Below are 22,486 nucleotides of genomic sequence, written 5' to 3' on the forward strand. Positions count from 1 at the left end.
TCAGGGCGCGCCGTCCACCGGCCGGGCCATCGCCACCCGGCGGCCGTGCCGGTCGAGCCCCAGGGCGTGCTCGGCCGCGCGCAGGGCCTGCAGCTCCGGGCCCACGTCGTCGGTCTCCCGCCAGCCGTGCCGGGCGTACCAGGGGCCGTTCCACCGCACGTCGGCGTAGGTCAGCAGCGTCACTCGCCGGCTACCGGCGGCGCGCGCCGCCTCGACGGTCGCCGCCAGCAGCGCCGCTCCGATCCCCTGGCGCATGGCGTCGGGGTGCACCGACAGCTGCTCGAGGTGCACGTCGCCGTCGACGAGCTCCAGGACGGCGAACCCGCGCACCGGCCGGCCGGCCACCAGCACCCGCCACGCCCCCGCGCGCACGTCGGCCGGCGCCGCGGGCGGGAGGTCGAGGACCCCGCGCGCCCGGAACAGCTCGTCCGCGGCGTCCTCCACCGCCGGTAGCTCGGCCAGCTCGGTGGTCGTCGCCACCCGGACCTCGATCACCGCGGCAGCCTCCCAGAGCGTCGCTCCGCGGGGCGGTGGAAAGCTCGGGACCGTGGAGAGGGGGGTGCACGCGCCGGCGTGGCTGGAGGAGCTGGTGCGCACCACCCGTCCCCCGGTGCCGTGGCGGGACGTCGTCCGGTACGCCGTCGCCATCCCCGCGCCACTGGCCGTGGCGGTCGTCGTCGGCGGGGGCGTCGAGCCCGGGCCGGCCCTCAGCGCCGGCGTCTTCGGCACCATGGGCGCGCTCGTGGCGACCCTCGCACCGCAGGGGGGCGCGCTGCGGGACCGGCTGCGCCGCATCGCCGCCGCCGTCGGCTTCGGCACCGTCGGCCTGGTCGCCGGCCAGTTCGCGACCGGTGGCGGCTGGGAGCCCGTCGTTGTCATCGCCGTGCTGTCGGTGGTCGCGGCGCTGGTCAGCGGGGTCAACGCCGCCCTGTCGCTCGGCGGGCTGCAGCTGCTGGTCTACGCCGCGCTGTCGTCGGGGCTGGTCACCACGCTGACCACCGCACAGGAGATCGGCTTCTTCCTGGGCGGCGCGGCCTGGGCGACGCTGACCGCGCTGGTCCAGGCGCGCACCGAGACGCTCGACCCCGACCGGACCGCGGTCGCCACCGTCTTCACCCGCATCGGCGAGCTGCTCGCCGCGAGCGGCACCCCGCAGTCCGACGACGCCCGGCGGGCGCTGACCACCGCGCTCAACGCCGCCTACGACCGGGTGATCCGCAGCCGGAGCCACTCGTCGGGGCGCACGCAAGAGCTCTCCGAGCTCGCCGGCGTGCTCAACGCGGCCGCCCCGCTGGTCGAGGGGACGGTCGCCGCCGCCCGGGCCGGCGTGCCGGCCGACCCGCAGGACGTCACCGCCGTCTCCGCGCTCGCACTCGCGCTCCAGGGCGCCCGCGAGCTGCCCGCCGAGCGGCCACCCGCGCTGGACGACGGGTCACCGGCACGTCGGGCCGTGCGTCACGGCGTGCGGCTGGTCTGGAACGTCGTCGGCGACCCCGAGGAGCGGGCCGGGGCCGCCGCCCCGCGCCCGGACGTCGACCTGCGCACCCGGCTGCGCGAGCTGACCGACCGCACGCTGGCCAGCCGGGACAGCCGGGACTTCGCCGTCCGCCTCGCGCTGTGCATGACGATCGCCGAGGTCGCCCGCCAGTACCTGCCCATCCAGCGCCCCTACTGGGTGCTGCTCACCGTGGCGATCGTGCTCAAGCCGGACTTCGGCTCGGTGTTCGGCCGGGCCGTGCAGCGCGGCGCCGGAACCGTCGTCGGGGTGCTGCTGGGCTCGGCGCTGCTGGCGGTCCTCCCCCGCAACGCCTGGGTGCTGGTGGCCATGGCCGCCGCGGCCGCCGTCCTGCCGTGGGCGCGGGCGGCGAACTTCGGTCTGTTCGCCGTCTTCCAGACGCCGATGATCATCCTGCTGCTCGGCCTGGCGCTGCCCAGCGACCCCGGGCTCGTCGGCGCCCGCCTGGTCGACACCCTCATCGGCTGCGCCATCGTGCTCGTCTTCGGCTACCTGCTGTGGCCGCAGACCTGGCGGGCCCCGCTCGGCGAGGCGCTGCGCGCCGCCGCCTTCGCCCTCGACGCGTTCGTGGAGGCGGCGTTCACCGGCGGCCCGGTGGAGCGGCGCCGCGCCCGCCGGCGCAACTACCGGGCGCTGACCGAGTTGCAGACCCAGCTGCAGCGACGGCTGGCCGAGCCGCCGCCGGTGAGCACCCGCGCCGCGGCGTTCTGGCCGGTCATCGTCCAGCTGGAGCGGACCTCGGACGCCGTCACCGAGGCGGTCATCGCCACCCGGCAGGGCGAACCCGCGCCCGACCTCGCGCAGGTCGCCGTCCTCCGCCGGGCCATCCGCGAACTGGAGGCCGACATCGAGGCGCACCGGCCGCCCGACGACGCCGAGATCCACGCCGAGGGCGTGCTGGCCCCGGTCGCGCGGGAGGTGGACACCGCACGGCGCCTGGTCCGGGACGCCGCCCCGGGCCGCCCGCGGGCCGACGAGGGCTGACGCCGGGCCGCCGCCGGACCGGGGGAGGTCCGCTGGACGCGACCGTCGCCGCGTGGTCGGCTAGCAGGTCAGAGCACGGACGTGCCAGAAGGAGCTGACCGTGGACCGCCTGAGCCCGACCGATGCCGGTTTCTACTACGCCGAGAGCGAGAACACCCCGCTGCACGTCGGATCGGTGTCGGTGTTCGAGGGGCCGGCCCCCTCGTACGGGGACGTCGTCCGGCTGCTGCTGAGCAAGCTGCCCCTGGTCCCCCGCTACCGGCAGCGCGTGCGGCAGGTCCCGATGCAGCTCGGCCGGCCGGTGTGGGTCGACGACCCGCACTTCCAGATCCTGTACCACGTCCGGCACACCGCGGTGCCCCGTCCGGGCGGCGACGAGCAGCTGCGCAACCTGGCCGGCCGGCTCCTCGGCCAGCGCCTCGACCTCGCCAAGCCGCTGTGGGAGCTCTACCTGGTCGAGGGGCTGGAGAACGGCCGGTGGACGCTGATCTCCAAGGTCCACCACTGCATGGTCGACGGCGTCGCCGGCACCGACCTCATGCAACTGGTCTTCGACCTGACCCCCGACGCCACCCACCCCGAGCCCGAGGACTGGACGCCGCAGCGCATCCCGTCGAGCCTCTCGGTCGCCGCCGGCGCCGTGCAGGACGCCGTCACGCATCCGATGCGCCAGTTCACCCGCCTGCCCGGTGCGGGCAGCCTCACGCAGGCGTCCAGGGACGCACTGCGAACCAGCCGGCGGCTCGCCGCCGGCATCCCCGCGGCCGCGCGACGGGTCACCAGCCCCGCCGCCCGGTCGTTGAACGGCCCGATCGGCCCGCACCGGCGCTGGGCGTGGACCGAGGCTCAGCTGGCCGAGCTCAAGGGCATCCGGAAGGCGCTGGGCGGGACCGTCAACGACGTCGTGCTCGCGGGCATCACCCGCGGGTTCCGGGACCTCCTGGAACGGCGGGGTGACCTCCGCGAGGAGCTGGTCGTCCGCTCGATGGTCCCGGTGTCGGTGCGCCAGGCCGGTGAGCGCAACACCCTGGACAACCGGATCTCCGCCGTCTTCGTCGACCTGCCCGTCGGCGAGCCCGACCCGGTGCAGCGGCTGGCCTCCGTGCGCCGGCAGATGGACGAGCACAAGAAGACCCTCGCGGCGGTCGACGCCCGCTCGATCATCGCGATGGGCGACTTCGTGGCGCCCACGCTGCTCTCCCTCGGCGTCCGGGCGGCGCTGGCGACCGGCCAGGTGCTCGGCCAGACCGTGACCACCAACGTGCCCGGCCCGCGCGTGCCCCTCTACGTGCTGGGCCGTCGGATGTGCTCGGCGCACGCCTACGTGCCGATCGCCGGCGGCATGCGCGTCTCCATCGGGATCTTCTCCTACCTGGACACGATGACGTTCGGGATCAACGCCGACTTCGACGCCTTCCCCGACGTCGACGTGCTCGCCACGGGCATCCGCCGCGGGGTCGACGAGCTGGTCGCGGCCGCCCGGAACGCGGCCTCGGCCTGAACCGGTTCGCGTCCGGGCCCGGGCCGGTCGCCCGTGGCCGCTCCCGAGACCGACCTGACCGTGGCTGCCCCTGCGAAGGGCGTTCGCCGGCGTCGACGTCGTCGTCGTCCACGTGCGCGCTACACCGGCCTGGAGGCGTTGCGCGCGACGCTGGGCTGACTCACGTCCTGCGGGGCACGACGGGCAGCCAGTCGAGCAGGTGCTTGGCCACTACCTGCGGGCACTGCAGCTGCGGGACGTGCCCCACTCCCTCCAGCTCGACGTACTCCCACCGCGGGTGCCGGCGGGCGGCGTTCCGGGCCGCGGACACGGGCACCAGCCGGTCGAGCCCGCCGTGGACGAGCAGCACCGGCGCGGTCACCTCGGCCATCGCCCGCCGCATGAGCCGCGGGTCGGCCAGCAGGAGGAACAGTGAACGGAATGCCGTGAGGAACGCGCGGTCCATGCCCGCGACGTCCTGCCGCTGGTCGATCAGCGCGGCGGAGCGGTCGATGAGCTCCGGCGGCACGCCGGCCGGGTCGACACCGCACACGTCCAGCATGTCGAGCACGGCCGCGCGAGCTCCGCGCTTCCGGTGCCGGGCGGCGAGGTAGCGCTCCCCCAGCCCGGGCAGTGCGTAGAGGGCGAAGGTCGCGGCCACCCGCGGATCGGGGCGCCCGCGCGGGCCCGGGACCGCGGGGTCGACGAGCACCAGCCCGCTCACCCGCGCCGGTGCGCGGGCCGCCTCGAGGATCGAGATCATCCCGCCCATCGAGTTGCCGACCAGCACCACGGGCGTTCCGGTCACCTCGCGGACGAAGCGGTCGAGCACGGTCACGTTGCTGCGCACGGTGGCCTGCCGGTGGCCCGGCTCGCTGCGGCCGAAGCCGGGCAGGTCGAGGGCGTGCACGCGGGCGTGCGGGGTGAGCAGCGGGGCCAGCAGGTCCCAGTTGAGGTGCGAGCCGCCGAGGCCGTGCACGAGGACGACGGTCGGCCCGTCGTCCGTGCCGCCGTAGTCGACGTGGTGCACCGGCCCGTCCAGGTCCACGGTGGCGCTGCGGCCGCGCAGCCCGGCGTCGTCGTCGGCGGTCACCGCTCCACCGTCTCCCGGCCCGGCCGCCGTCGCCACGCGACGCGCGCCGTGAGGCCTGTGTGGCGCGTGCGACGGCGGCCACACTGGACTCCGCGCGCCGCAGCAGTCAGGTGTGACTGCGGCGCGACAGTGGTACCGGACCGGGACGGCCGACGACGGCCGGACGGCGAGGAGGACGACGTGGCACGACCGCATGGGGAACGACTCCGGGGAGACGGCCCGGCCCTTCCGCTGTACCTCACCGAGCCGGCCCGCGGCGCCGCCGACTTCGGCCTCTTCCTCGCCACCCTGCCGCTCCTGCAGCGGCTGCCCCAGGGCGACGGGCACCCGGTGCTCGTGCTCCCCGGCCTGCTCGCCGACGACACGTCCACCCGGGCGTTGCGCTCGGTGCTCCGCGGCCTCGGCTACCGCGTGCACGGCTGGCGCCTGGGCCGGAACATCGGCCCGACCGCGCAGTGCGTCGAGGGGATGCGGGACCGGATCGACGACCTCAGCGACCGCTACGGCCGCCCGGTCAGCCTGGTCGGCTGGAGCCTGGGCGGGATCTTCGCCCGCGACCTGGCCCGCCGGACGCCGGACTCGGTACGCCAGGTGATCACGCTGGGCAGCCCGTTCCGGCTGACCCGGCACAGCCAGAGCCGCGCCTCCCGGGTGTTCGACCGGTACTCGTACCTGCACGTCGAGCACCGCAGCCTGCCGCTGGAACCCGACGGCAGCCCGCTGCCCGTGCCGGCGACCTCCATCTACTCGCACCTCGACGGGATCGTGCACTGGCAGACCTGCCTGGACACCCCGGGCGAGCGCTGCGAGAACATCGCCGTCCTGGCCAGCCACCTCGGGCTGGGGTACCACCCGGCCGCCATCTGGGCGATCGCCGACCGGCTGGCCCAGCGCGAGGGCACCTGGACGCCGTTCCGCCCGCCGCTGTTCCTCCGCCCGGTGTTCCCGCGCCCGGACCTCCCTGCCGGCGAGCACCCGCTGTCCAGCACCGCCGCCTGAGCCGGGTCACCCGGCCAGGAACGTCTCGACCTCCCGGAGGAACACCCGCCAGGCGGGCTCGTCGGCGAGCAGGACGTGGTTGCAGCTGTCGAGGGCCACGAACCGGCTCCCGGGGATGCAGGACGCGGTCAGCCGGCCCTGCTCGAACGGCGGCCGCTGGTCGTGCCGGGCGTGCAGGACCAGCGTCGGCGCGCGCACCAGGGCCGCTTGGTCCACGACGTCGATCGCCCCCGTCAGCTCGAGCACGCCCGCCGCGTTCTCCGCCGAGGTGCTGGCGCGCTGGAGCTCGTTGAAGGCGTCCCAGAGCGGGCGGGACCCCTGCGGCATGAACTGCGACGTGAACACCTGCCGGAACGCCGGCTCGTCCCGGCCCCAGCCGAGCCGGGCCAGCTCCACCTGCAGCTGGTGCTCTCGCCGCTGCTCGTCGGAGGTCGCCCGGGCCAACCGGCCCTGCAGGTAGCCGCCGTAGAGGACCAGCTTGGTCACCCGTTCCGGGTGGCGCGCGGCGTAGGTGATGGCGACCGGAGCGCCCTGCGAGATGCCCAGCAGCGGGAACCGGTCCAGGCCGGCGGCGTCCACGACCGCCTCCAGGTCGGCCACCCAGCTGTCGAACGTGAGCGGTGGGACCTGCCAGTCCGACAGCCCGCACCCCCGCTCGTCGTAGCGGATGAGCCGGTGCCGCCGGGAGAGCTCCACCAGCCAGTGCCGCCACACGGGGCTGCGCCAGTCGTGGTCGACGTGGGTCAGCCAGTTCGCCGCCTTCACCAGCGGCGGCCCGGCGCCCGAGCAGGCATAGGCGAGGGTCACCCCGTCGGCGGTCCGGCAGAAGCGGATCTCCTGCTCAAGCCGCCCCTGGTCGGCGGGGGTCAGGGCACCGTCGTCGGTCAGGGCCGCCATCAGCCCCGCCCGGATCCGGCGCGCCTCGGGGCCGGGACCGGTGCCCAGCTCCCGGCGCAGCGTCCGGTCGAGCACCTCCAGCTGCCGCAGCGCACCGCGCCGGTCGCCGTGCTCGGCGAGCTGGCGCACCAGTCCCAGGTGGGCGTCCTCGTCGAGCGGGTGCAGCTCCACCAGCCGGCTCCACCGGCGGGCCTGCCGCAGCAGCTGGTCGCGCAGCCCGCACAGCCGCTCGCGGGGCTCCTCGGACCAGGGTGCGTAGACGTCGGCCGGCAGGAGCTCCGCCGGATACCGGTCGAGGACCGCCGCCGCGGCTCCGGGCGAGCGCTCGGTCAGGGCCGCCTGCGCGCCGGCCTCGAACTCCTCGACGTCCACCGCGACTGGCGTCCCCGGGGCCAGCGCGACCATGTCGTCCCGGAGGACGACGGCGTCGGACCGGCCCAGCGCCCGGCGTGCGTAGTGCGCGGCCTTGTGCAACCGCGGGGCCGTGTCGCCCACGCCGAGGTCGGGCCACAGAAGGTCCATGACCCGCTCGCGGTGCAGTCGCCGGCCCTGCTGCAGGGCGAGCAGCTTCACCAGCGCGGCGGCGTCCCGGCGCGGCCAGTCGTGCTCGCCGACCGTCCGCTCCTCCACCTGGACGCGGAACGGACCGAGCAGGTTGATCCTCAGCACGGCGGGCCTCCGCGCCCGAGTATGCGACCGGGGAGGCGGCCGGTACGAGGACCGGACGACGGTGGGCGCGGCAGGGATCGAACCTGCGACCGCTCGCTTGTAAGGCGAGAGCTCTCCCGCTGAGCTACGCGCCCCGCGCGCCCAGGGTATGGCCCTGCGCGCACGCGGCCCCGTCCAGGGCACCGCCCCGAGCGTGCGAGGGGTGGGGAGGACGGGGTCCTTCCTCAGGCGGCCAGCTTGGTGACCGCGTCCTTCCAGCCCTGCTGCTCGCGGGCGTCGCCGGGGCCGTTCACCTCGGTGAAGGCGATCCGCCCCTCGGCGTCGACGAGGAAGGTGCCGCGCACGGCCATGCCCGCCTTCTCGTTGAACACGCCATAGGCCTGGGCGACGGCACCGTGCGGCCAGAAGTCCGACAGCAGCGTGAAGTCGAAGCCCTCCTGCGACTTGAACGCCTTGAGGCTGAAGACCGGGTCGGTGCTGATCGCCAGCACGCGGACGCCGGCGTCGGTGTAGTTGGTGAGCTCGTCGCGCAGCTGGCACAGCTCACCGGTGCAGATGCCGGAGAACGCGAACGGGTAGAAGACGAGCAGGACCGGCGTACCGCGCAGGTCGGCCAGGGAGACCACCTGCTTGTCCTGGTCGGGGAGGCTGAACTCGGGGGCGACGTCGCCGACGGAGAGGGTCATGCGCCCGATGGTGCCCCACCGGCGACGGCCCCCTCGCAGGGGCCTACCGCGAGCTAGCGAGCGGTGGGGGCGAGGGATCCTTCTTCAGCGGCGGGAGCGCGCGGCCTTCGGGGTCACCAGGCGGATCCCGGACCAGTCCTTCGCCGCGGAGATGCTGCTGGTCTGGGACAGACCCGCGGTCGGCGCGACCTCGGTGACGTCCCCGGGCTCCACGTGACCCGGCCGGCCCGACTTGGGCACCAGCAGCCACACGACGCCCTCGTCGGCCAGGGAGGTCAGCGCGTCGGTGAGGGCGTCGAACAGGTCGCCGTCGTCCTCGCGCCACCACAGGATGACGACGTCGGCCACCTCGTCGGTGTCCTCGTCGACCATGTCGCTGCCGGAGGCCTCGACGATGGAGTCGCGCAGGTCCTCGTCGGCGTCCTCGTCCCAGCCGAGCTCCTGCACGACCATGCCCGGCTTGATGCCCAACCGGGCCGCCATGCTGGCGCTGCCCGAGTCGACGCTCATCCCTGCTGTTCCTCCATGGGTTCCGGTGCGGCTGACCAGCGGTGGGCACGATCGTGCCCTGTCCGGCGGCGCGCTGCTGGGGGAGGAGCCCCGGGCGCGGCCGTGCCGTGCCGCGAGGGGGACCGGCGGCGGCCGGGCCGGACACGACCAGCGGGAGCGTTCCCCCGCAGCCTGGTCATGTCACCCCTTCCGTCCACGCCTGTCGTCCCGCCTCGGTCCTCGAGGCCCCGTCCGGCCGGTGGCCCCGGTCGGCGTTGGCGGAAGCGTAGGGCATGGCTGGTCAGGCGCAAGCGCTCCGCGGACGGCGCTGCGCACACCCGCCGTCCCGACATGTGGGCCCACGGGTGACGCCGGACGGACCGGCGGGGGACGATGTGCCCATGAGCGCACCGCAGCAGTCGGACGGGGATCCCGCCCGCGATGCAGGCAAGGCCCGCGCGGTCATCACCGACGGGCTCCCCAGCCAACTGGTCGACACCGATCCCGACGAGACCCAGGAGTGGCTCGAGTCGCTGGACGCCGTCGTCGACCACGCCGGCCGCGGCCGGGCCCGGTACCTGATGCTGCGCATGCTGGAGCGCAGCCGGGAGCAGCAGGTCGGCGTGCCGGCCCTGCGCAGCACCGACTACATCAACACGATCCCGCCGGAGCGGGAGCCGTGGTTCCCCGGCGACGAGCACGTGGAGCGGCGGATCCGCTCCTACATCCGGTGGAACGCCGCGATCATGGTCCACCGCGCGCAGCGGCCCGGGATCGCCGTCGGCGGGCACATCTCGTCCTACGCCAGCTCCGCCTCGCTGTACGAGGTCGGCTTCAACCACTTCTTCCGCGGCAAGGACCACCCCGGCGGCGGCGACCTCATCTGGTTCCAGGGGCACGCCTCCCCCGGCATCTACGCGCGGGCCTTCCTCGAGGGCCGGCTGAGCGAGCAGCAGATGGACGGCTTCCGGCAGGAGGTCAGCCACCCCGGCGGCGGGCTGTCGAGCTACCCGCACCCGCGGCTGATGCCCGACTTCTGGGAGTTCCCCACCGTCTCGATGGGGCTGGGCCCGATCAACGCGATCTACCAGGCGCGGTTCAACCGCTACCTGCACTCGCGCGGCATCAAGGACACCTCCGACCAGCACGTCTGGGCGTTCCTGGGCGACGGGGAGATGGACGAGCCCGAGTCGCTCGGCGCCATCGGCCTGGCCGCTCGCGAGGAGCTGGACAACCTCACCTTTGTCGTCAACTGCAACCTGCAGCGGCTCGACGGCCCCGTGCGCGGCAACGGCAAGGTGATCCAGGAGCTGGAGTCCTTCTTCCGCGGCGCCGGCTGGAACGTCATCAAGGTGATCTGGGGCCGGGAGTGGGACCCGCTGCTGGCCGCCGACCGCGACGGCGCGCTGGTCAACCTCATGAACGTCACCCCCGACGGCGACTACCAGACCTACAAGGCCGAGGACGGCGCCTTCGTGCGCGAGCACTTCTTCGGCCGTGACCCGCGCACCCGCAAGCTCGTGGAGAACATGAGCGACAAGGACGTCTGGGACCTGTCCCGCGGCGGGCACGACTACCGGAAGCTCTACGCCGCCTACAAGGCCGCCACCGAGCACAAGGGCCAGCCGACGGTCATCCTCGCCAAGACCATCAAGGGCTGGACGCTGGGCAGTCACTTCGAGGGCCGCAACTCGACCCACCAGATGAAGAAGCTGACCGCCGAGGACCTCGCCGCCTTCCGCGACCGGCTGTACCTGCCGATCCCCGACGAGGCGCTCGACAAGACCATGCCGCCGTACTACCGGCCCGACGCCGGCTCCGACGAGATGCAGTACATGCTCGAGCGGCGGAAGACCCTCGGTGGCGCGGTCCCCCGCCGCCGGTCGGAGTTCAAGACGCTCAAGGCCCCGGAGGACAAGGCGTTCGACGTCCTGCGCCGCGGGTCGGGCAAGCAGGACGTGGCGACGACGATGGCGTTCGTCCGGCTGCTCAAGGAGCTGCTCAAGGATCCGGAGCTCGGCCCGCGGTTCGTGCCGGTCATCCCCGACGAGGCCCGCACCTTCGGCATGGACGCGATGTTCCCGACGCAGAAGATCTACTCGCCGCACGGGCAGCGCTACACGTCCGTCGACCGTGAGCTGATCCTCGCCTACAAGGAGTCCGAGCAGGGCCAGATCCTGCACGAGGGCATCAACGAGGCCGGTTCCGCGGCGTCGTTCACCGCCGTCGGCACGTCGTACGCCACGCACGGCGAGCCGATGATCCCGATCTACATCTTCTACTCGATGTTCGGGTTCCAGCGGACCGGCGACGCCTTCTGGGCCGCGAGCGACCAGATGGCCCGCGGCTTCCTGCTCGGCGCAACCGCCGGCCGGACGACGCTCAACGGCGAGGGCCTGCAGCACGAGGACGGCCACTCGATCCTACTGGCGCACACCAACCCGGCGGTCGTCACCTATGACCCGGCCTTCTCCTACGAGGTCGGGCACATCACCAAGGACGCGCTGCGCCGGATGTACGGCGAGGACCCCGGCGCCCCGCTGGGCGGCTCGCGCTCGCCGGACGTCATCTACTACCTGACGGTCTACAACGAGCCGTTCCCGCAGCCGGCCGAGCCCGAGGGCGTCGACGTCCAGGGCCTGCTGGCCGGCATGTACCTCTACGCCCCCGGCCAGGGCGACGGCCCGAAGGCGCAGGTGCTGGCCTCGGGCGTCGCGGTGCCGTGGGCGCTGCGCGCACAGGAGCTGCTCGCCAACGACTGGGGCGTCTCGGCCGACGTGTGGTCGGTGACGTCGTGGACCGAGCTGCGCCGGGAGGCCGACGACGCCGAGGAGTGGAACCTGTTCCACCCTGGCGACGAGCGGCGGGTCCCGTACGTGACCCAGCGGCTGCAGGACGCCCCCGGGCCGGTCGTCGCGGTGTCGGACTGGATGAAGGCCGTCCCCGACCTGATCGCGCCGTTCGTCCCCGGCGGGATGGCCACGCTGGGCACCGACGGGTTCGGTCTCTCCGACACCCGCCCGGCGCTGCGCCGGTACTTCCACGTCGACGCCGAGTCGGTCGTCGTCCGGACGCTGGCGTCGCTGGCCAAGCTCGGCCAGGTCGACGGCGACCTCGTGCGGCAGGCGGTCGAGAAGTACCAGGTCAACGACGTGCAGGCGGCGCCGGAGGACGAGACCGATCCCGACACCCAGCCGGCCACCTGATGAAGGACCCCACTGCCCCCCGCCACTCGCAAGCTCGCGGCGGGACCCTGCAGTGGGGCCGGCCGACGACGGCCCGTCCGTGGCCGTCGTCGGCGGCGGGGTCGTCGGGCTGACCTGCGCACTGGCGCTGGCCCGCGCCGGCGCCCGGGTGCGCCTGCACACCGCCGACCCGCCCGAGGCGACGACCTCGGCGGTGGCCGCCGCCATCTGGTTCCCCTACCGGGCGGCGCCGCAGGACGCCGTGCTGCGCTGGGGAGCCGCCTCGTTCGCCACCTTCACCGAGCTCGCCCGCGACGCGGCCACCGGCATCGCCCTGCGGCCGGGGACCGTCGTCCACCGCACCGCCGAGCCGGACCTCTGGTGGGCGCCGGGCGTGCCCGGGTTCCGCCCGGCGACCTCCGCGGAGCTGCCGCCGGGCGCCCCGGCCGGCACCCGCTGCACGCTGCCGGTGGTCGACATGCGCCGATACCTGCCGTGGCTGGCCGCGGCCGGGCGGGCCGCAGGCGTGACGGTCGTCCCCGGGCAGGTCGACCGGCTGGCCGACGTCCCCGGCGACGTCGTCGTGGTGGCCGCCGGGCTGGCCTCCGGTCCGCTGGTCGGCGACGACACCCTCACGCCGGTGCAGGGGCAGGTCGTGCGGCTGGCCGACCCCGGCCTGACCAGCTGGCTGCTGGACGAGGAGCACCCGGACGGGCTGACCTACGTGGTGCCCCGCGGCTCGGACGTCGTCTGCGGCGGCACCGCCGTGGAGGGGGCGACCGGCACCGAGCCCGATCCGGCGATCGAGGCGGCGGTGCTGGCGCGGGCGCGCGCACTGGTCCCCGGGCTGCGGGACGCCCCCGTGCTGTCGCGCGCGGTGGGGCTGCGGCCGGGGCGGCCCACCGTCCGGCTGGAGCGGTTCGAGCGGGACGGCCGCCCGGTGGTGGCCTGCTACGGGCACGGCGGCGCCGGGGTCACGCTCTCCTGGGGCTGCGCCGCGGACGTCGTGGCCCTCGTCTGACCGGAGTGGATCCGGAGGCGTGACCCCGACGGATCCCCTGCGCTCAGCCGGCCAGGGCCCGCAGCGCCATCGCCGCGTAGAGGGCCGCGCCGTCGGGCAGCACCGCCTCGTCGAACACCACGAGGTTCGAGTGGTTGCCGGCCGCCGTCGCCGGGTCCTGTCCCGGTGAGCAGGCCCCCAGGAAGGCCATGGCGCCGGGCACCTGCTGCAGCACGTAGGCGAAGTCCTCCGCGCCCATGAGCGGTTCCCGGGCGGTCGCGGTGCGCTCGGCGCCGAACAGCGCCGCGGCCGTCGCGCTCACCGCCTCGGCCACACCGGCGTCGTTGACCGTGACCGGGTAGCCCTGCCGGTGCTCGAACTCCACCGTCAGCTCGTGCGCCGCGGCGACGTGCCGGGCCACCCGCTCCACCCCGGCCACCATGTCGGCCCGCCGCTCGGCCGACAGCGTGCGGATCGTCCCCTCGAGGAACGCGGTGTCGGGGATGACGTTGTCGGTGGAGCCGGCGGTGAGGTGCGCGACGGTGAGCACGGCCGGGTCGAAGACCGGCGCCCGCCGGGTCACCATCGTCTGCAGCGCCAGCACGATCTCGGCGGCGACCGGCACCGGATCGGCCGCCGAGTGCGGCATCGAGGCGTGCCCGCCGCGGCCACAGACGGTCACCAGCCAGTGGTCGGCGGCGGCCATCATGGGCCCGGGCCGCACGGTCACCACGCCGCTGGGCTGGGTGGCGAAGACGTGCAGCGCGAACGCCCCGCTGACCGGTGCCTCCGGGACGGCGTGCAGCAGGCCCTCCTCGAGCATGTACCGGGCGCCGTGGTGGCCCTCCTCCCCCGGCTGGAGCATGAGCACGACCTGGCCGGCGAGCTCGTCGCGGCGCTCGGCCAGCAGGCGGGCGGCGCCCAGCAGCATCGCCACGTGCAGGTCGTGCCCGCAGGCGTGCATCGCCCCGGGCACCTCCGAGGCGAACGGCAGACCGGAGTCCTCGTGCACCGGCAGGGCGTCCATGTCGGCGCGCAGCAGGTAGGTCGGGCCGGGCCGGGCGCCGCGCAGGACGCCGACGGCGGAGGTGGTCGTCGTCCCGACGGTCACCTCCACCGGCAGCGCGGCCAGCTCCTCCAGCACGGTGGCCTGGGTGCGAGGCAGCTGCAGCCCGATCTCCGGGTGGCGGTGCAGCCGGCGGCGCAGGTCGACGATCCGGTCGGCGTCGGCGTGCGCCGCTGCGAGCAGGTCGGGCGTGGGCATGGACCTCACTCTCCCAGCTCGCCGGCCGTCACCCGGATGCCCAGTCCGGCCGGCCGACGTCCAGCTGCCACACCACCGCGGTCGCGGGGCCGTGCACCGGGCCGCCGTCCTGCCGCTCGACCCGCGTCCCCTCCGGACCCGTCAGCACGAGCAGCCCCGGCGGCACGGTCGTCCACGTCCCCGCCTCCACCACCTCGGTCCACAGCCGGGCGTCCGGACGGTCGAGGGGCAGCCAGCCGTCGGCGTTGGGGTGGACCTCGTGGGCCGCGGGCTCGCCGGGCATCGCGCTGCGCAGGTACGTCTGCAGCACGTGCGCGCCGTCGTCCCCCGCGATCTCGTCGTGCGCGAGGCCGGTGCCGGCGCGGAGGACGGCGACGTCCCCGGCGGCCAGGACCGCGCCGCTCCCCCAGGCGTGACGCAGCGACCCGTCCAGCACCACCGCGACGACGTCGACCGCGCGGTGCCGGTGCCGCCCGTAGCCGGTGCCGGGCGCCAGCCGGTCGTCGGCGATCCGCAGCAGCGGTCCGAGCGAGCCGTCGTCCGGCTCCAGCACGACGTCGGACACCAGCCCGCTCACGGCGCCTCCCGGGGCGGCAGCGCGGCGCGGCCGCCGGGCAGCGCGCCGAAGACGAGGGCGACGGCCAGCGCCCATGCGACCCCGAGCGACCACCCGCCGAGGACGTCGGAGAGGAAGTGCACGCCCAGCCACATCCGGGTCAGCCCCACGAGGACGACCAGCGCCACCCCGGCGACGACGGCCGGCCGGCGCCACCGCGGCGCCAGGCGCGGCCAGGCCAGCACCAGCGCGACGGTGACCAGGGCGGCGATGCCCGAGGAGTGCCCGCTGGGGTAGCTGAGGCCGCCGTAGCTCAGGCCGCCGTCCTCGAACGCCGGGCGGACCCGGCCGACCAGCTCCTTGAGCGACACGGTGATCGGGGCGACGGTCACGATCGCGACGGTCACCCAGGCCGCGGTCCACCACGCCCGGCGGGTGCCCAGCCAGAACAGCACCGGCAGGAACACCAGCACCCGGAACCAGGTGACCCCCGGGGTGGTCAGGACGTCGAGCAGCAGGTCGTGCCCGGTCGCCCGGTCGTCCCCGGCGTAGAGCGCCTCGCTGACCGACTCGTCCAGGCGGACCTGCGGCGCGAAGCCGGTGAGCACCCCGGCGCCCAGCGCGCCGAGGACGCCCAGGCCCGCGGCGATCGCGGCGACCGCCCTCCGGCGGGCGGAAGCCGCCCGCTCCCGTCGCAGCACGTCCACCCGCCCACTCTCCCAGCGCCCCGCCCGCGGCGGACAGTCGCGTGGAAGGGTTGGGGGTGTGTCCGACCGGGGCGACCGCCACCCACCGTCCGCCGGGACCCTCCGGCGACTGGAGCGCGCCTCGGGCTCCCTGGCCACCCGCGCCGTGGCCCGCATGGACGACGACCTCCCCTGGTTCCGCACCATGCCGGCCGACCAGCGCTCGTGGGTCATGCTCGTCGCCCAGGCCGGGATCGCCTCGCTCGTGGAGTGGTGCCGCAGCCCCGACCGGCCGCCCCGGCTGACCGGCGGGGTCTTCGGCGCCGCGCCCCGCGAGCTGGCCCGCGTCGTGCCGCTCAAGCACACGGTCGACCTCATCCGGGTCACCGTCGAGGTGATGGACGACTTCGTCGACAGCGTCGCCGAGCCGGGCGACGCCGACGCGCTGCGCGTGGCGGTCCTGCAGTTCAGCCGCGAGGTCGCCTTCGCGACCGCGCACGTGTACGCCAGCTTCGCCGAGAGCCGGGGCGCGTGGGACGCCCGGCTGGAGGCGCTCGTGGTCGACGCGCTCGTCCGCGGCGAGCGCACCGAGGAGCTGTCGGGACGCGCGTCGGCACTGGGCTGGGCGGCGATGAGCCCGGTCACCGTCGTGGTCGGCACCGCCCCGCCGGACCGCGACGCGCACGCCGCCATCCGCCGGGCAGCCCGGCAACTGCGCAGCGAGGTGCTCGTGGGGGTGCACGCCGACCAGCTGGTCGTGGTCCTCGGCGGGTCCGACGAGCTGGAGGCGGTCGCCGACCGCGTCAGCGACGAGTTCGGGCCCGGGCCGGTCGTCACCGGCCCGGTCGTCGACCGGCTCGACCAGGCTGGCGACTCCGCGGCCGCCGCGCTCGCCGGCCTGCGCGCCGCGCCCGCCTGGCCCGGCGCACCGCGGCCGGTACCGGCCGACGCGCTGCTGCCCGAGCGGGCGCTGGACGGCGACCCGGTGGCCCGGGCGACGCTCAACGAGCGGGTGGCGGCGCGGCTGCAGGCGGCCGGCGGCGAGGTGCTCGAGACGGTGCGCGCGGTGCTCGCCAGCGGCGGCAACCTGGAGGCCAGCGCCCGCGCGTTGTTCGTCCACCCCAACACCGTGCGGTACCGGCTGAAGCGGGCACTCGAGCTCACCGGGCTGTCCGCGACCGACCCGCGGGGTGGGTGGACCCTGCAGGTCGCCCTGGCCCTCGCCGCGCTCGACCAGGACCGTTCCCTCTGGCACTGAGCCCGCGCACCCGCGGGCGCGGGCAGTGTGACACCCACCACCGGAACCCCCACGGCGCCCCCCGTGAACCCGGTCCGCTTGTAGGAACCCTCCAAAGAGCACCCGTGTGCTTTCGTTCCGCTCCGACCCGCGCGCGACGACGATCCCTGGCACGGTGAGGGACGTGCTGGCCGTCCTCGCCCCTGGTCAGGGTGCGCAGAAACCCGGGATGCTGACCGACTGGCTCGAGCTCCCCGGTGCCGAGTCCTTCTTCCGGTGGGCCGGCGCGATCGCCGACGCCGACCTCCTGTCGCTGGGCACCACCGGCGATGCGGAGGCCATCAAGGACACCGCGGTGACCCAGCCGCTCGTGGTCGCGATGAGCCTGTTCATCGCCCGCGAGCTCGGCGGGCTCCCCGGCCCCGTGGCGCACACGCCGCAGGGCGGCCGGGACGTCGTCATCGCCGGCCACAGCGTCGGGGAGCTCACCGCGGCCGCCCTGGCGGGGGTGCTGAGCGTCGAGGCGGCGATCGCGCTGACCGCCGTCCGCGGCCGGGCGATGGCCGCCGCGTGCGCGATGACGCCGACCGGGATGTCCGCCGTCCTCGGGGGTGACCCCGACGAGCTGGCCGCGGCGCTGGAGCGGCACGGCCTGGTGGCCGCGAACATCAACGGTGGCGGCCAGGTCGTCGTCGCCGGCTCGCTCGACGAGCTGGCCGCGCTCAAGGCCGAGCCGCCGGCCAAGGCGCGGATCGTGCCGCTGTCGGTGGCCGGCGCCTTCCACACCGAGTACATGGCGCCGGCCCGGACCGAGCTGGAGGGCCTGGTCGGCGGGCTGCGGCCGGCGGACCCGAGCCGCCTGCTGCTCTCCAACGCCGACGGCGCGGCGGTCACCTCCGGGGCCGCGGTCCTCGACCGGCTGGTCAGCCAGGTCACCAGCCCGGTGCGGTTCGACGCCTGCCTGGCCACGATGAAGGAGCTCGGCGTCACCGCCGCCATCGAGCTGCCTCCGGCCGGGGCGCTCGCCGGGCTGGCGAAGCGGGAGTGGAAGGGGTCCGACGTCGAGATCCTCGCCGTCACCGGCCCGGCCGACCTCGACCGCGCCCGCGACCTCATCGCGACCGAGCGCGGCCGGGCCGAGGCCGAGCACCTGCCCGACTGGCGGGTCGTCGTCTCCCCGGCGCGCGGCACGGTCAGCCCGGCCGACGTCAGCGAGGGCAGCCGGCTGCCGGCCGGGACCCCGCTGGGCCTCATCCGCGGCCGCCGCGAGGAGGTCAAGGTCTCAGCGGGCTACGACGGGGTACTGGCCGAGTGGCTGGTGCAGGACGGCGACCTGGTCGACGCAGGGGATCCGATCGCCCGGCTCTACCCGGAGGTGGCGGAATGACCAACGCGACGCCCGAACGAGCGCCGGCGACCGAGGAGCGGAACGAGGGCGGAGTGAGCATCAACCTGCGTGAGGGCGCGCCCGGCGCGCGACTGCTGGGCCTGGGCGCCTACCGGCCCCGCCGGCGGGTGACCAACGACGAGCTCGCCCAGGTCATGGAGACCAACGACGAGTGGATCCGCAGCCGGGTCGGCATCGCCGAGCGCCGGTGGGCGTCGGAGGACGAGTCGCTGGTCGACATGGCCGTGGCGGCCGGCGGCAAGGCGCTGGCCGCCAGCGGCCTGTCCCCCGACCAGGTCGACCTGGTGATCGTGGCCAGCGCGAGCCTGCGGGCTCCCATCCCGGGCATCGGCCCGCAGGTGGCCTTCCGGCTGGGCATCCCGCGGCCCGGCTCGTTCGACCTCAACGCCGGCTGTGCCGGGTTCTGCTACGCCCTCGGCGTGGCCGCGGACGCGATCCGCACCGGGTCGGCCGGGCACGCGCTCGTCGTCGGGGTCGAGCGGCTGACCGACGTCACCGACCTGACCGACCGCTCGACGGCGGTGATCTTCGCCGACGGCGCGGGGGCCGCGGTGCTCGGTCCCTCCGACGAGCCGCAGATCGGCCCGGTGATCTGGGGCAGCGACGGCGACCAGCACAACGCGATCGAGATCGCCGCGGGCAGCTCGACGATGACCATGGCCGGCCAGGCGGTGTACCGCTGGGCCACCACCAAGCTCACCGAGACCCTCGTCGAGGCGATGGAGGCCGCGGGCGTCGGCCCGCAGGACATCGACGTCTTCGCCCCGCACCAGGCCAACCTGCGGATCATCGAGTCGATGACCAAGCGGCTCGGGTTCGGCGAGCGGACCGTCGTCGCCCGCGACATCGTGCAGGCCGGCAACACGTCGGCCGCCTCCGTCCCGCTGGCGCTGACCGCGTTGATGGAGTCCGGTGAGGCCAAGAGCGGCGACCTGACCCTCGTCCTCGGCTACGGCGCCGGACTCACCTTCGCCGGACAGGTGTTCCGCCTGCCCTGAGGGGCACCCACCATGCACCGGGCCACCAGGGCCCGACGGCGGAGTTCCCGCCTACCCGAGAGAGAGGACCGCGCGTGAGCGAGGACATCCAGACCGGTCTGGCCGAGATCCTGGAGGAGGTCGCGGGCGTCGCCCCCGCCGACGCCACCCCGGAGAAGTCGTTCACGGAGGACCTCGACGTCGACTCCCTGTCGATGGTCGAGATCGCCACCGCGGTCGAGGACAAGTTCGGCGTCGCCATCCCCGACGACGAGCTCGGCAACATCAAGACCGTCGGCGACGCCATCAGCTTCATCCAGAAGAACCAGTAGAAGGACCCCCCTGCCCCCCACCGCTCGCACGCTCGCGGCGGGACCCTGCAGGGGGCCTCGACCCGGCACCCCCGGCCGCACGTCCCAGGAGGAATCCCCATGAGCACGCCCGTCGGCGACGTCGTCGTCACCGGCCTCGGCGCCACCACACCACTGGGTGGCGACGTGGCCAGCACCTGGGACGCCCTGCTGGCCGGGCGGTCGGGGGTCAGCCGGATCACCGACGACTGGATCAAGGAGTTCCCGGCCCAGCTGGTCGCCCGGCTCGCGGCCGACCCCGTGGAGGGGCTCGACCGCGTGCGGGCCCGCCGGCTCGACCGCAGCCAGCAGGTGGCCGTCGTCGCCGCCGAGGAGGCGTGGCGGCACTCCGGCGCCGCCGACGCCGGGGTGGCCCCCGAGCGGGTCGCCGTCGTCTTCGGCACCGGCATCGGTGGGGCGCTGACCCTGCTCGGCCAGGACGACGTCCTGGAGGAGAAGGGGCCCAAGCGGGTCTCCCCCTTCACCATCCCCATGCTCATGCCCAACGGCCCGGCCGCCGCGGTCGGCCTGTCCATCGGCGCCAAGGGCGGCGTGCACGCACCGGTCAGCGCCTGCGCGTCCGGCGCCGAGGCCATCCGGTGGGGCCTGGACCTGATCCGCTTCGACCGCGCCGACGTCGTGCTGGTGGGCGGCGCGGAGGCCTGCGTGCACCCGCTGCCCATGGCCGGGTTCGCGGCCATGCGCGCGATGAGCACCCGCAACGACGAGCCGGAGCGCGCCTCGCGCCCGTTCGACAAGGCCCGCGACGGCTTCGTGCTCGGCGAGGGCGCGGCCGCCCTGGTCCTGGAGCGCGCCGACGCCGCGAAGGCCCGCGGGGCCCGGGTGCACGCCCGCCTGGCCGGCGCCGGCGGCACCGCCGACGGCTACGACCTGGTCGCCCCGCACCCGGAGGGCGAGGGTGCCGGCCGGGCGATCGCCGCGGCCATCCGCGACGCCGGACTCACCGCGGCCGACATCGGCCACGTGAACGCGCATGCCACGTCCACCCCGGTCGGTGACACAGCAGAGGCCGCCGCCATCCGCAACACCATCGGCGAGCACGTCCTCGTCACGGCCACCAAGAGCCAGACCGGCCACCTGCTCGGCGCGGCGGGGGCACTGGAGTCGGTCTTCACCATCCTCGCCCTGCGCGAGCAGGTGGTGCCGGCGACGGCGAACCTCGACGACCCGGACGACGACGCCTCCGTCCAGGCCCTCGACATCGTGCGCCGGGAGCCCAGGCGCGCCCAGCTCACCGCCGCGGTGAACGACTCCTTCGGCTTCGGCGGCCACAACATCGCGCTGGTCTTCACCACCGCCTGAAGAAGGACCCCGAGCACCGTCTCCTGGGTCGGCCCGACCGGGCCGGCCCAGCGGTGCCGCCTGCCCAGACCCCCCGATCCCGCGCGCCCGAGGCCCCGGAGGTCCCGTGACTGCCCTGTCCGTCGTCCCCGCCCCGACCGCCCCCGACCCGCGGGATCCGGCCGACCGCCTCGGGCGCCTGTTCGACCCCGGCTCCCTGTCGCTGCTGATCCCGCGGGACGACTCGGGTGTCCTGGCCGCCCGGGGCACGGTGTCGGGGAGCCCGGCCGTCGCGTACTGCACCGACGCGACCGTCATGGGCGGCGCCATGGGCCTCGACGGCTGCCGGCACATCGTCGACACGATCGACACCGCGCTGCGCGAGCGGCTGCCGGTGGTCGGGGTCTGGCACTCGGGGGGTGCGCGCCTGGCCGAGGGGGTCACGGCGCTGCACGCGGTGGGCGAGGTGTTCGCGGCGATGGTGCGGGCGTCGGGCCGGGTCCCGCAGATCTCCGTCGTCCTCGGGCCGGCCGCAGGGGGCGCCGCGTACGGCCCGGCGCTCACCGACCTGGTGATCATGGGCCCGGCCGGCCGGGTGTTCGTCACCGGCCCCGAGGTGGTCCGCTCGGTCACCGGCGAGGACGTCGACATGGAGCGGCTCGGCGGTCCGGACACGCACGGCCGGCGCAGCGGCGTCGTCCACGTGGTCGCCGACTCCGAGCAGGGTGCCCTCGACACCGCCCGCGAGGCGGTCGGCCTCCTCGCCGCCCAGGGGAGGTTCGCCCCGGCCGACGGCGAGCCGGACGTCGACCTGCGCGCCCTGCTGCCCGAGCAGCCGCAGCGGGCCTACGACGTCAAGCCGCTGGTCGCCGCCGTCCTGGACGGCGCCGGCCTGGAGCTGCACCCGCGCTGGGCGCCCAACGTCGTCACCACGCTCGGCCGGCTGGCCGGGCGCACGGTCGGCGTGATCGCCAACAACCCGCTGCGCCTGGGCGGCTGCCTGGACTCCTCCTCGGCCGAGAAGGCCGCCCGCTTCGTGCGGATGTGCGACGCCTTCGGGGTCCCCCTGGTGGTGCTGGTCGACGTGCCCGGGTACCTGCCCGGCGTCGGTCAGGAGTGGGACGGCGTGGTCCGCCGGGGCGCGAAGCTGCTGCACGCGTTCGCCGAGGCTGTGGTGCCGCGGGTGACGCTGGTGACCCGCAAGTCCTACGGCGGGGCGTACATCGCGATGAACGCCCGCTCGCTGGGCGCGACCGCGGTGTTCGCCTGGCCGGGCGCCGAGGTCGCCGTCATGGGCGCCAAGGCCGCCGTCGGCATCCTGCACCGCAAGAAACTGGCGGCCGTCCCCCCGGCCGAGCGCGAGGCGCTGCACGCGCACCTCGCCGCCGAGCACGAGCGGATCGCCGGCGGCGTGAACCGGGCGCTGCAGATCGGCGTCGTGGACGAGGTCGTCGACCCGTCGCGGACCCGGCGCCGGCTGGTCACCGCACTGGCCGCCGCCCCCGCCGGCCGCGGGGCGCACGGCAACATCCCTCTCTGACACACCGGGACGCGACGGGGCCCGGCACCTCCGCGGAGGAGCCGGGCCCGCTGCTTCTTCTGTGCGCTGGGCCGCCCGGACGCCGCTTCCCCGACGACGTCCGGACGGACCGGCCTCAGCCTACGACGGGAGTGCGGGGGGCACCCGGCCGTCGTAGTCGGATCGTGA

19 protein-coding genes and 1 tRNA gene are annotated in these 22,486 nt (G+C 75.2%); 11 read left to right on the forward strand and 9 right to left on the reverse strand.

Annotation, left to right across the window (positions count from 1 at the left end; translation table 11 throughout):
- Nucleotides 1–495, reverse strand: coding sequence for a GNAT family N-acetyltransferase (locus tag MY520_RS04570; protein ID WP_436690538.1), 495 nt, complete (start codon nt 493–495; stop codon nt 1–3).
- Between the two features lie 64 nt (nt 496–559).
- Between MY520_RS04570 and MY520_RS04575 the strand changes: the two genes are divergently transcribed.
- Nucleotides 560–2,500, forward strand: a complete 1,941-nt coding sequence (locus tag MY520_RS04575) for an FUSC family protein (protein ID WP_436690540.1) — start codon at nt 560–562, stop codon at nt 2,498–2,500.
- Between the two features lie 100 nt (nt 2,501–2,600).
- Nucleotides 2,601–4,001, forward strand: coding sequence for a WS/DGAT/MGAT family O-acyltransferase (locus MY520_RS04580; protein ID WP_436690542.1), 1,401 nt, complete (start codon nt 2,601–2,603; stop codon nt 3,999–4,001).
- Between the two features lie 160 nt (nt 4,002–4,161).
- Here MY520_RS04580 and MY520_RS04585 read toward each other — a convergent pair whose 3' ends face one another.
- Nucleotides 4,162–5,073: an alpha/beta fold hydrolase gene (locus tag MY520_RS04585; RefSeq protein ID WP_436690544.1), complete on the reverse strand. Its 912-nt coding sequence runs from the start codon at nt 5,071–5,073 to the stop codon at nt 4,162–4,164.
- A 180-nt stretch (nt 5,074–5,253) separates the two neighbouring features.
- On the opposite strand from MY520_RS04585, the gene MY520_RS04590 reads away from it, so the two are divergent.
- Nucleotides 5,254–6,072 carry an esterase/lipase family protein gene (locus MY520_RS04590; protein WP_436690546.1) on the forward strand — a complete coding sequence of 273 codons (819 nt, stop codon included), beginning with the start codon at nt 5,254–5,256 and terminating at the stop codon, nt 6,070–6,072.
- Nucleotides 6,073–6,078: 6 nt separating this feature from the next.
- Here MY520_RS04590 and MY520_RS04595 read toward each other — a convergent pair whose 3' ends face one another.
- From MY520_RS04595 to MY520_RS04610, 4 genes are all read right to left on the reverse strand, one after another.
- A complete protein-coding gene (locus MY520_RS04595) occupies nt 6,079–7,638 on the reverse strand; it encodes an alpha/beta fold hydrolase (RefSeq protein ID WP_436690548.1) in 1,560 nt (519 codons plus the stop codon).
- A 62-nt stretch (nt 7,639–7,700) separates the two neighbouring features.
- Nucleotides 7,701–7,772 (reverse strand) — tRNA-Val (locus MY520_RS04600).
- 90 nt (nt 7,773–7,862) lie between these two features.
- Nucleotides 7,863–8,324: a peroxiredoxin gene (locus tag MY520_RS04605; protein ID WP_436690550.1), complete on the reverse strand. Its 462-nt coding sequence runs from the start codon at nt 8,322–8,324 to the stop codon at nt 7,863–7,865.
- A gap of 84 nt (nt 8,325–8,408) precedes the next feature.
- Nucleotides 8,409–8,834 (reverse strand): DUF3052 domain-containing protein, encoded by a 426-nt coding sequence (locus MY520_RS04610; protein WP_436690552.1) that lies wholly within the window; start codon nt 8,832–8,834, stop codon nt 8,409–8,411.
- Nucleotides 8,835–9,214: 380 nt separating this feature from the next.
- Here MY520_RS04610 and aceE point away from each other — a divergent pair, with 380 nt between their 5' ends.
- Entirely contained in the window at nt 9,215–12,019 is a 2,805-nt protein-coding gene (gene aceE / locus MY520_RS04615; protein WP_436690554.1) for a pyruvate dehydrogenase (acetyl-transferring), homodimeric type, read from the forward strand.
- Between the two features lie 79 nt (nt 12,020–12,098).
- Entirely contained in the window at nt 12,099–13,019 is a 921-nt protein-coding gene (locus MY520_RS04620; protein ID WP_436690556.1) for an FAD-dependent oxidoreductase, read from the forward strand.
- 43 nt (nt 13,020–13,062) lie between these two features.
- On the opposite strand, the gene MY520_RS04625 is transcribed toward MY520_RS04620, so the two are convergent.
- The 3 genes from MY520_RS04625 to MY520_RS04635 are packed head-to-tail and all read right to left on the reverse strand — an operon-like array spanning nt 13,063 to nt 15,525.
- Entirely contained in the window at nt 13,063–14,262 is a 1,200-nt protein-coding gene (locus MY520_RS04625) for a M20 metallopeptidase family protein (protein WP_436690558.1), read from the reverse strand.
- Between the two features lie 28 nt (nt 14,263–14,290).
- Entirely contained in the window at nt 14,291–14,839 is a 549-nt protein-coding gene (locus MY520_RS04630) for a pirin family protein (RefSeq protein ID WP_436690560.1), read from the reverse strand.
- Nucleotides 14,836–15,525 (reverse strand): phosphatase PAP2 family protein, encoded by a 690-nt coding sequence (locus tag MY520_RS04635; protein ID WP_436690562.1) that lies wholly within the window; start codon nt 15,523–15,525, stop codon nt 14,836–14,838. Before MY520_RS04635 ends, MY520_RS04630 begins: the two co-directional genes overlap by 4 nt.
- Nucleotides 15,526–15,583: 58 nt before the next feature.
- Between MY520_RS04635 and MY520_RS04640 the strand changes: the two genes are divergently transcribed.
- The 6 genes from MY520_RS04640 (at nt 15,584) to MY520_RS04665 (ending at nt 22,318) form a co-directional block, all read left to right on the forward strand.
- Nucleotides 15,584–16,762 (forward strand): PucR family transcriptional regulator, encoded by a 1,179-nt coding sequence (locus MY520_RS04640; protein WP_436690564.1) that lies wholly within the window; start codon nt 15,584–15,586, stop codon nt 16,760–16,762.
- A gap of 154 nt (nt 16,763–16,916) precedes the next feature.
- Nucleotides 16,917–18,128, forward strand: a complete 1,212-nt coding sequence (locus tag MY520_RS04645; RefSeq protein WP_436690566.1) for an acyltransferase domain-containing protein — start codon at nt 16,917–16,919, stop codon at nt 18,126–18,128.
- On the forward strand, nt 18,125–19,147 hold the full coding sequence (locus tag MY520_RS04650; protein WP_436690568.1) for a beta-ketoacyl-ACP synthase III: 1,023 nt from the start codon (nt 18,125–18,127) through the stop codon (nt 19,145–19,147). The genes MY520_RS04645 and MY520_RS04650 overlap by 4 nt, the downstream gene beginning before the upstream one ends.
- 74 nt (nt 19,148–19,221) lie before the next feature.
- Nucleotides 19,222–19,458, forward strand: a complete 237-nt coding sequence (locus MY520_RS04655) for an acyl carrier protein (RefSeq protein ID WP_163482755.1) — start codon at nt 19,222–19,224, stop codon at nt 19,456–19,458.
- Nucleotides 19,459–19,557: 99 nt separating this feature from the next.
- Nucleotides 19,558–20,799 (forward strand): beta-ketoacyl-[acyl-carrier-protein] synthase family protein, encoded by a 1,242-nt coding sequence (locus MY520_RS04660; protein ID WP_436690570.1) that lies wholly within the window; start codon nt 19,558–19,560, stop codon nt 20,797–20,799.
- Nucleotides 20,800–20,905: 106 nt separating this feature from the next.
- Nucleotides 20,906–22,318: an acyl-CoA carboxylase subunit beta gene (locus MY520_RS04665; protein WP_436690571.1), complete on the forward strand. Its 1,413-nt coding sequence runs from the start codon at nt 20,906–20,908 to the stop codon at nt 22,316–22,318.
- The last annotated feature ends 168 nt before the right edge of the window (nt 22,319–22,486 follow it).

The sequence above is a fragment of the Geodermatophilus sp. CPCC 205506 genome, from assembly GCF_051383635.1.
Classification (GTDB): Bacteria; Actinomycetota; Actinomycetes; order Mycobacteriales; family Geodermatophilaceae; genus Geodermatophilus.

Bases quoted from the DNA above. Each gene is read 5' to 3' on its own strand.
- MY520_RS04605 (WP_436690550.1), bottom strand. From the start codon at position 8,324: ATGACCCTCTCCGTCGGCGACGTCGCCCCCGAGTTCAGCCTCCCCGAC.
- MY520_RS04660 (WP_436690570.1), top strand. From the start codon at position 19,558: ATGAGCACGCCCGTCGGCGACGTCGTCGTCACCGGCCTCGGCGCCACC.
- MY520_RS04625 (WP_436690558.1), bottom strand. From the start codon at position 14,262: ATGCCCACGCCCGACCTGCTCGCAGCGGCGCACGCCGACGCCGACCGG.
- MY520_RS04650 (WP_436690568.1), top strand. From the start codon at position 18,125: ATGACCAACGCGACGCCCGAACGAGCGCCGGCGACCGAGGAGCGGAAC.
- MY520_RS04610 (WP_436690552.1), bottom strand. From the start codon at position 8,834: ATGAGCGTCGACTCGGGCAGCGCCAGCATGGCGGCCCGGTTGGGCATC.
- aceE (WP_436690554.1), top strand. From the start codon at position 9,215: ATGAGCGCACCGCAGCAGTCGGACGGGGATCCCGCCCGCGATGCAGGC.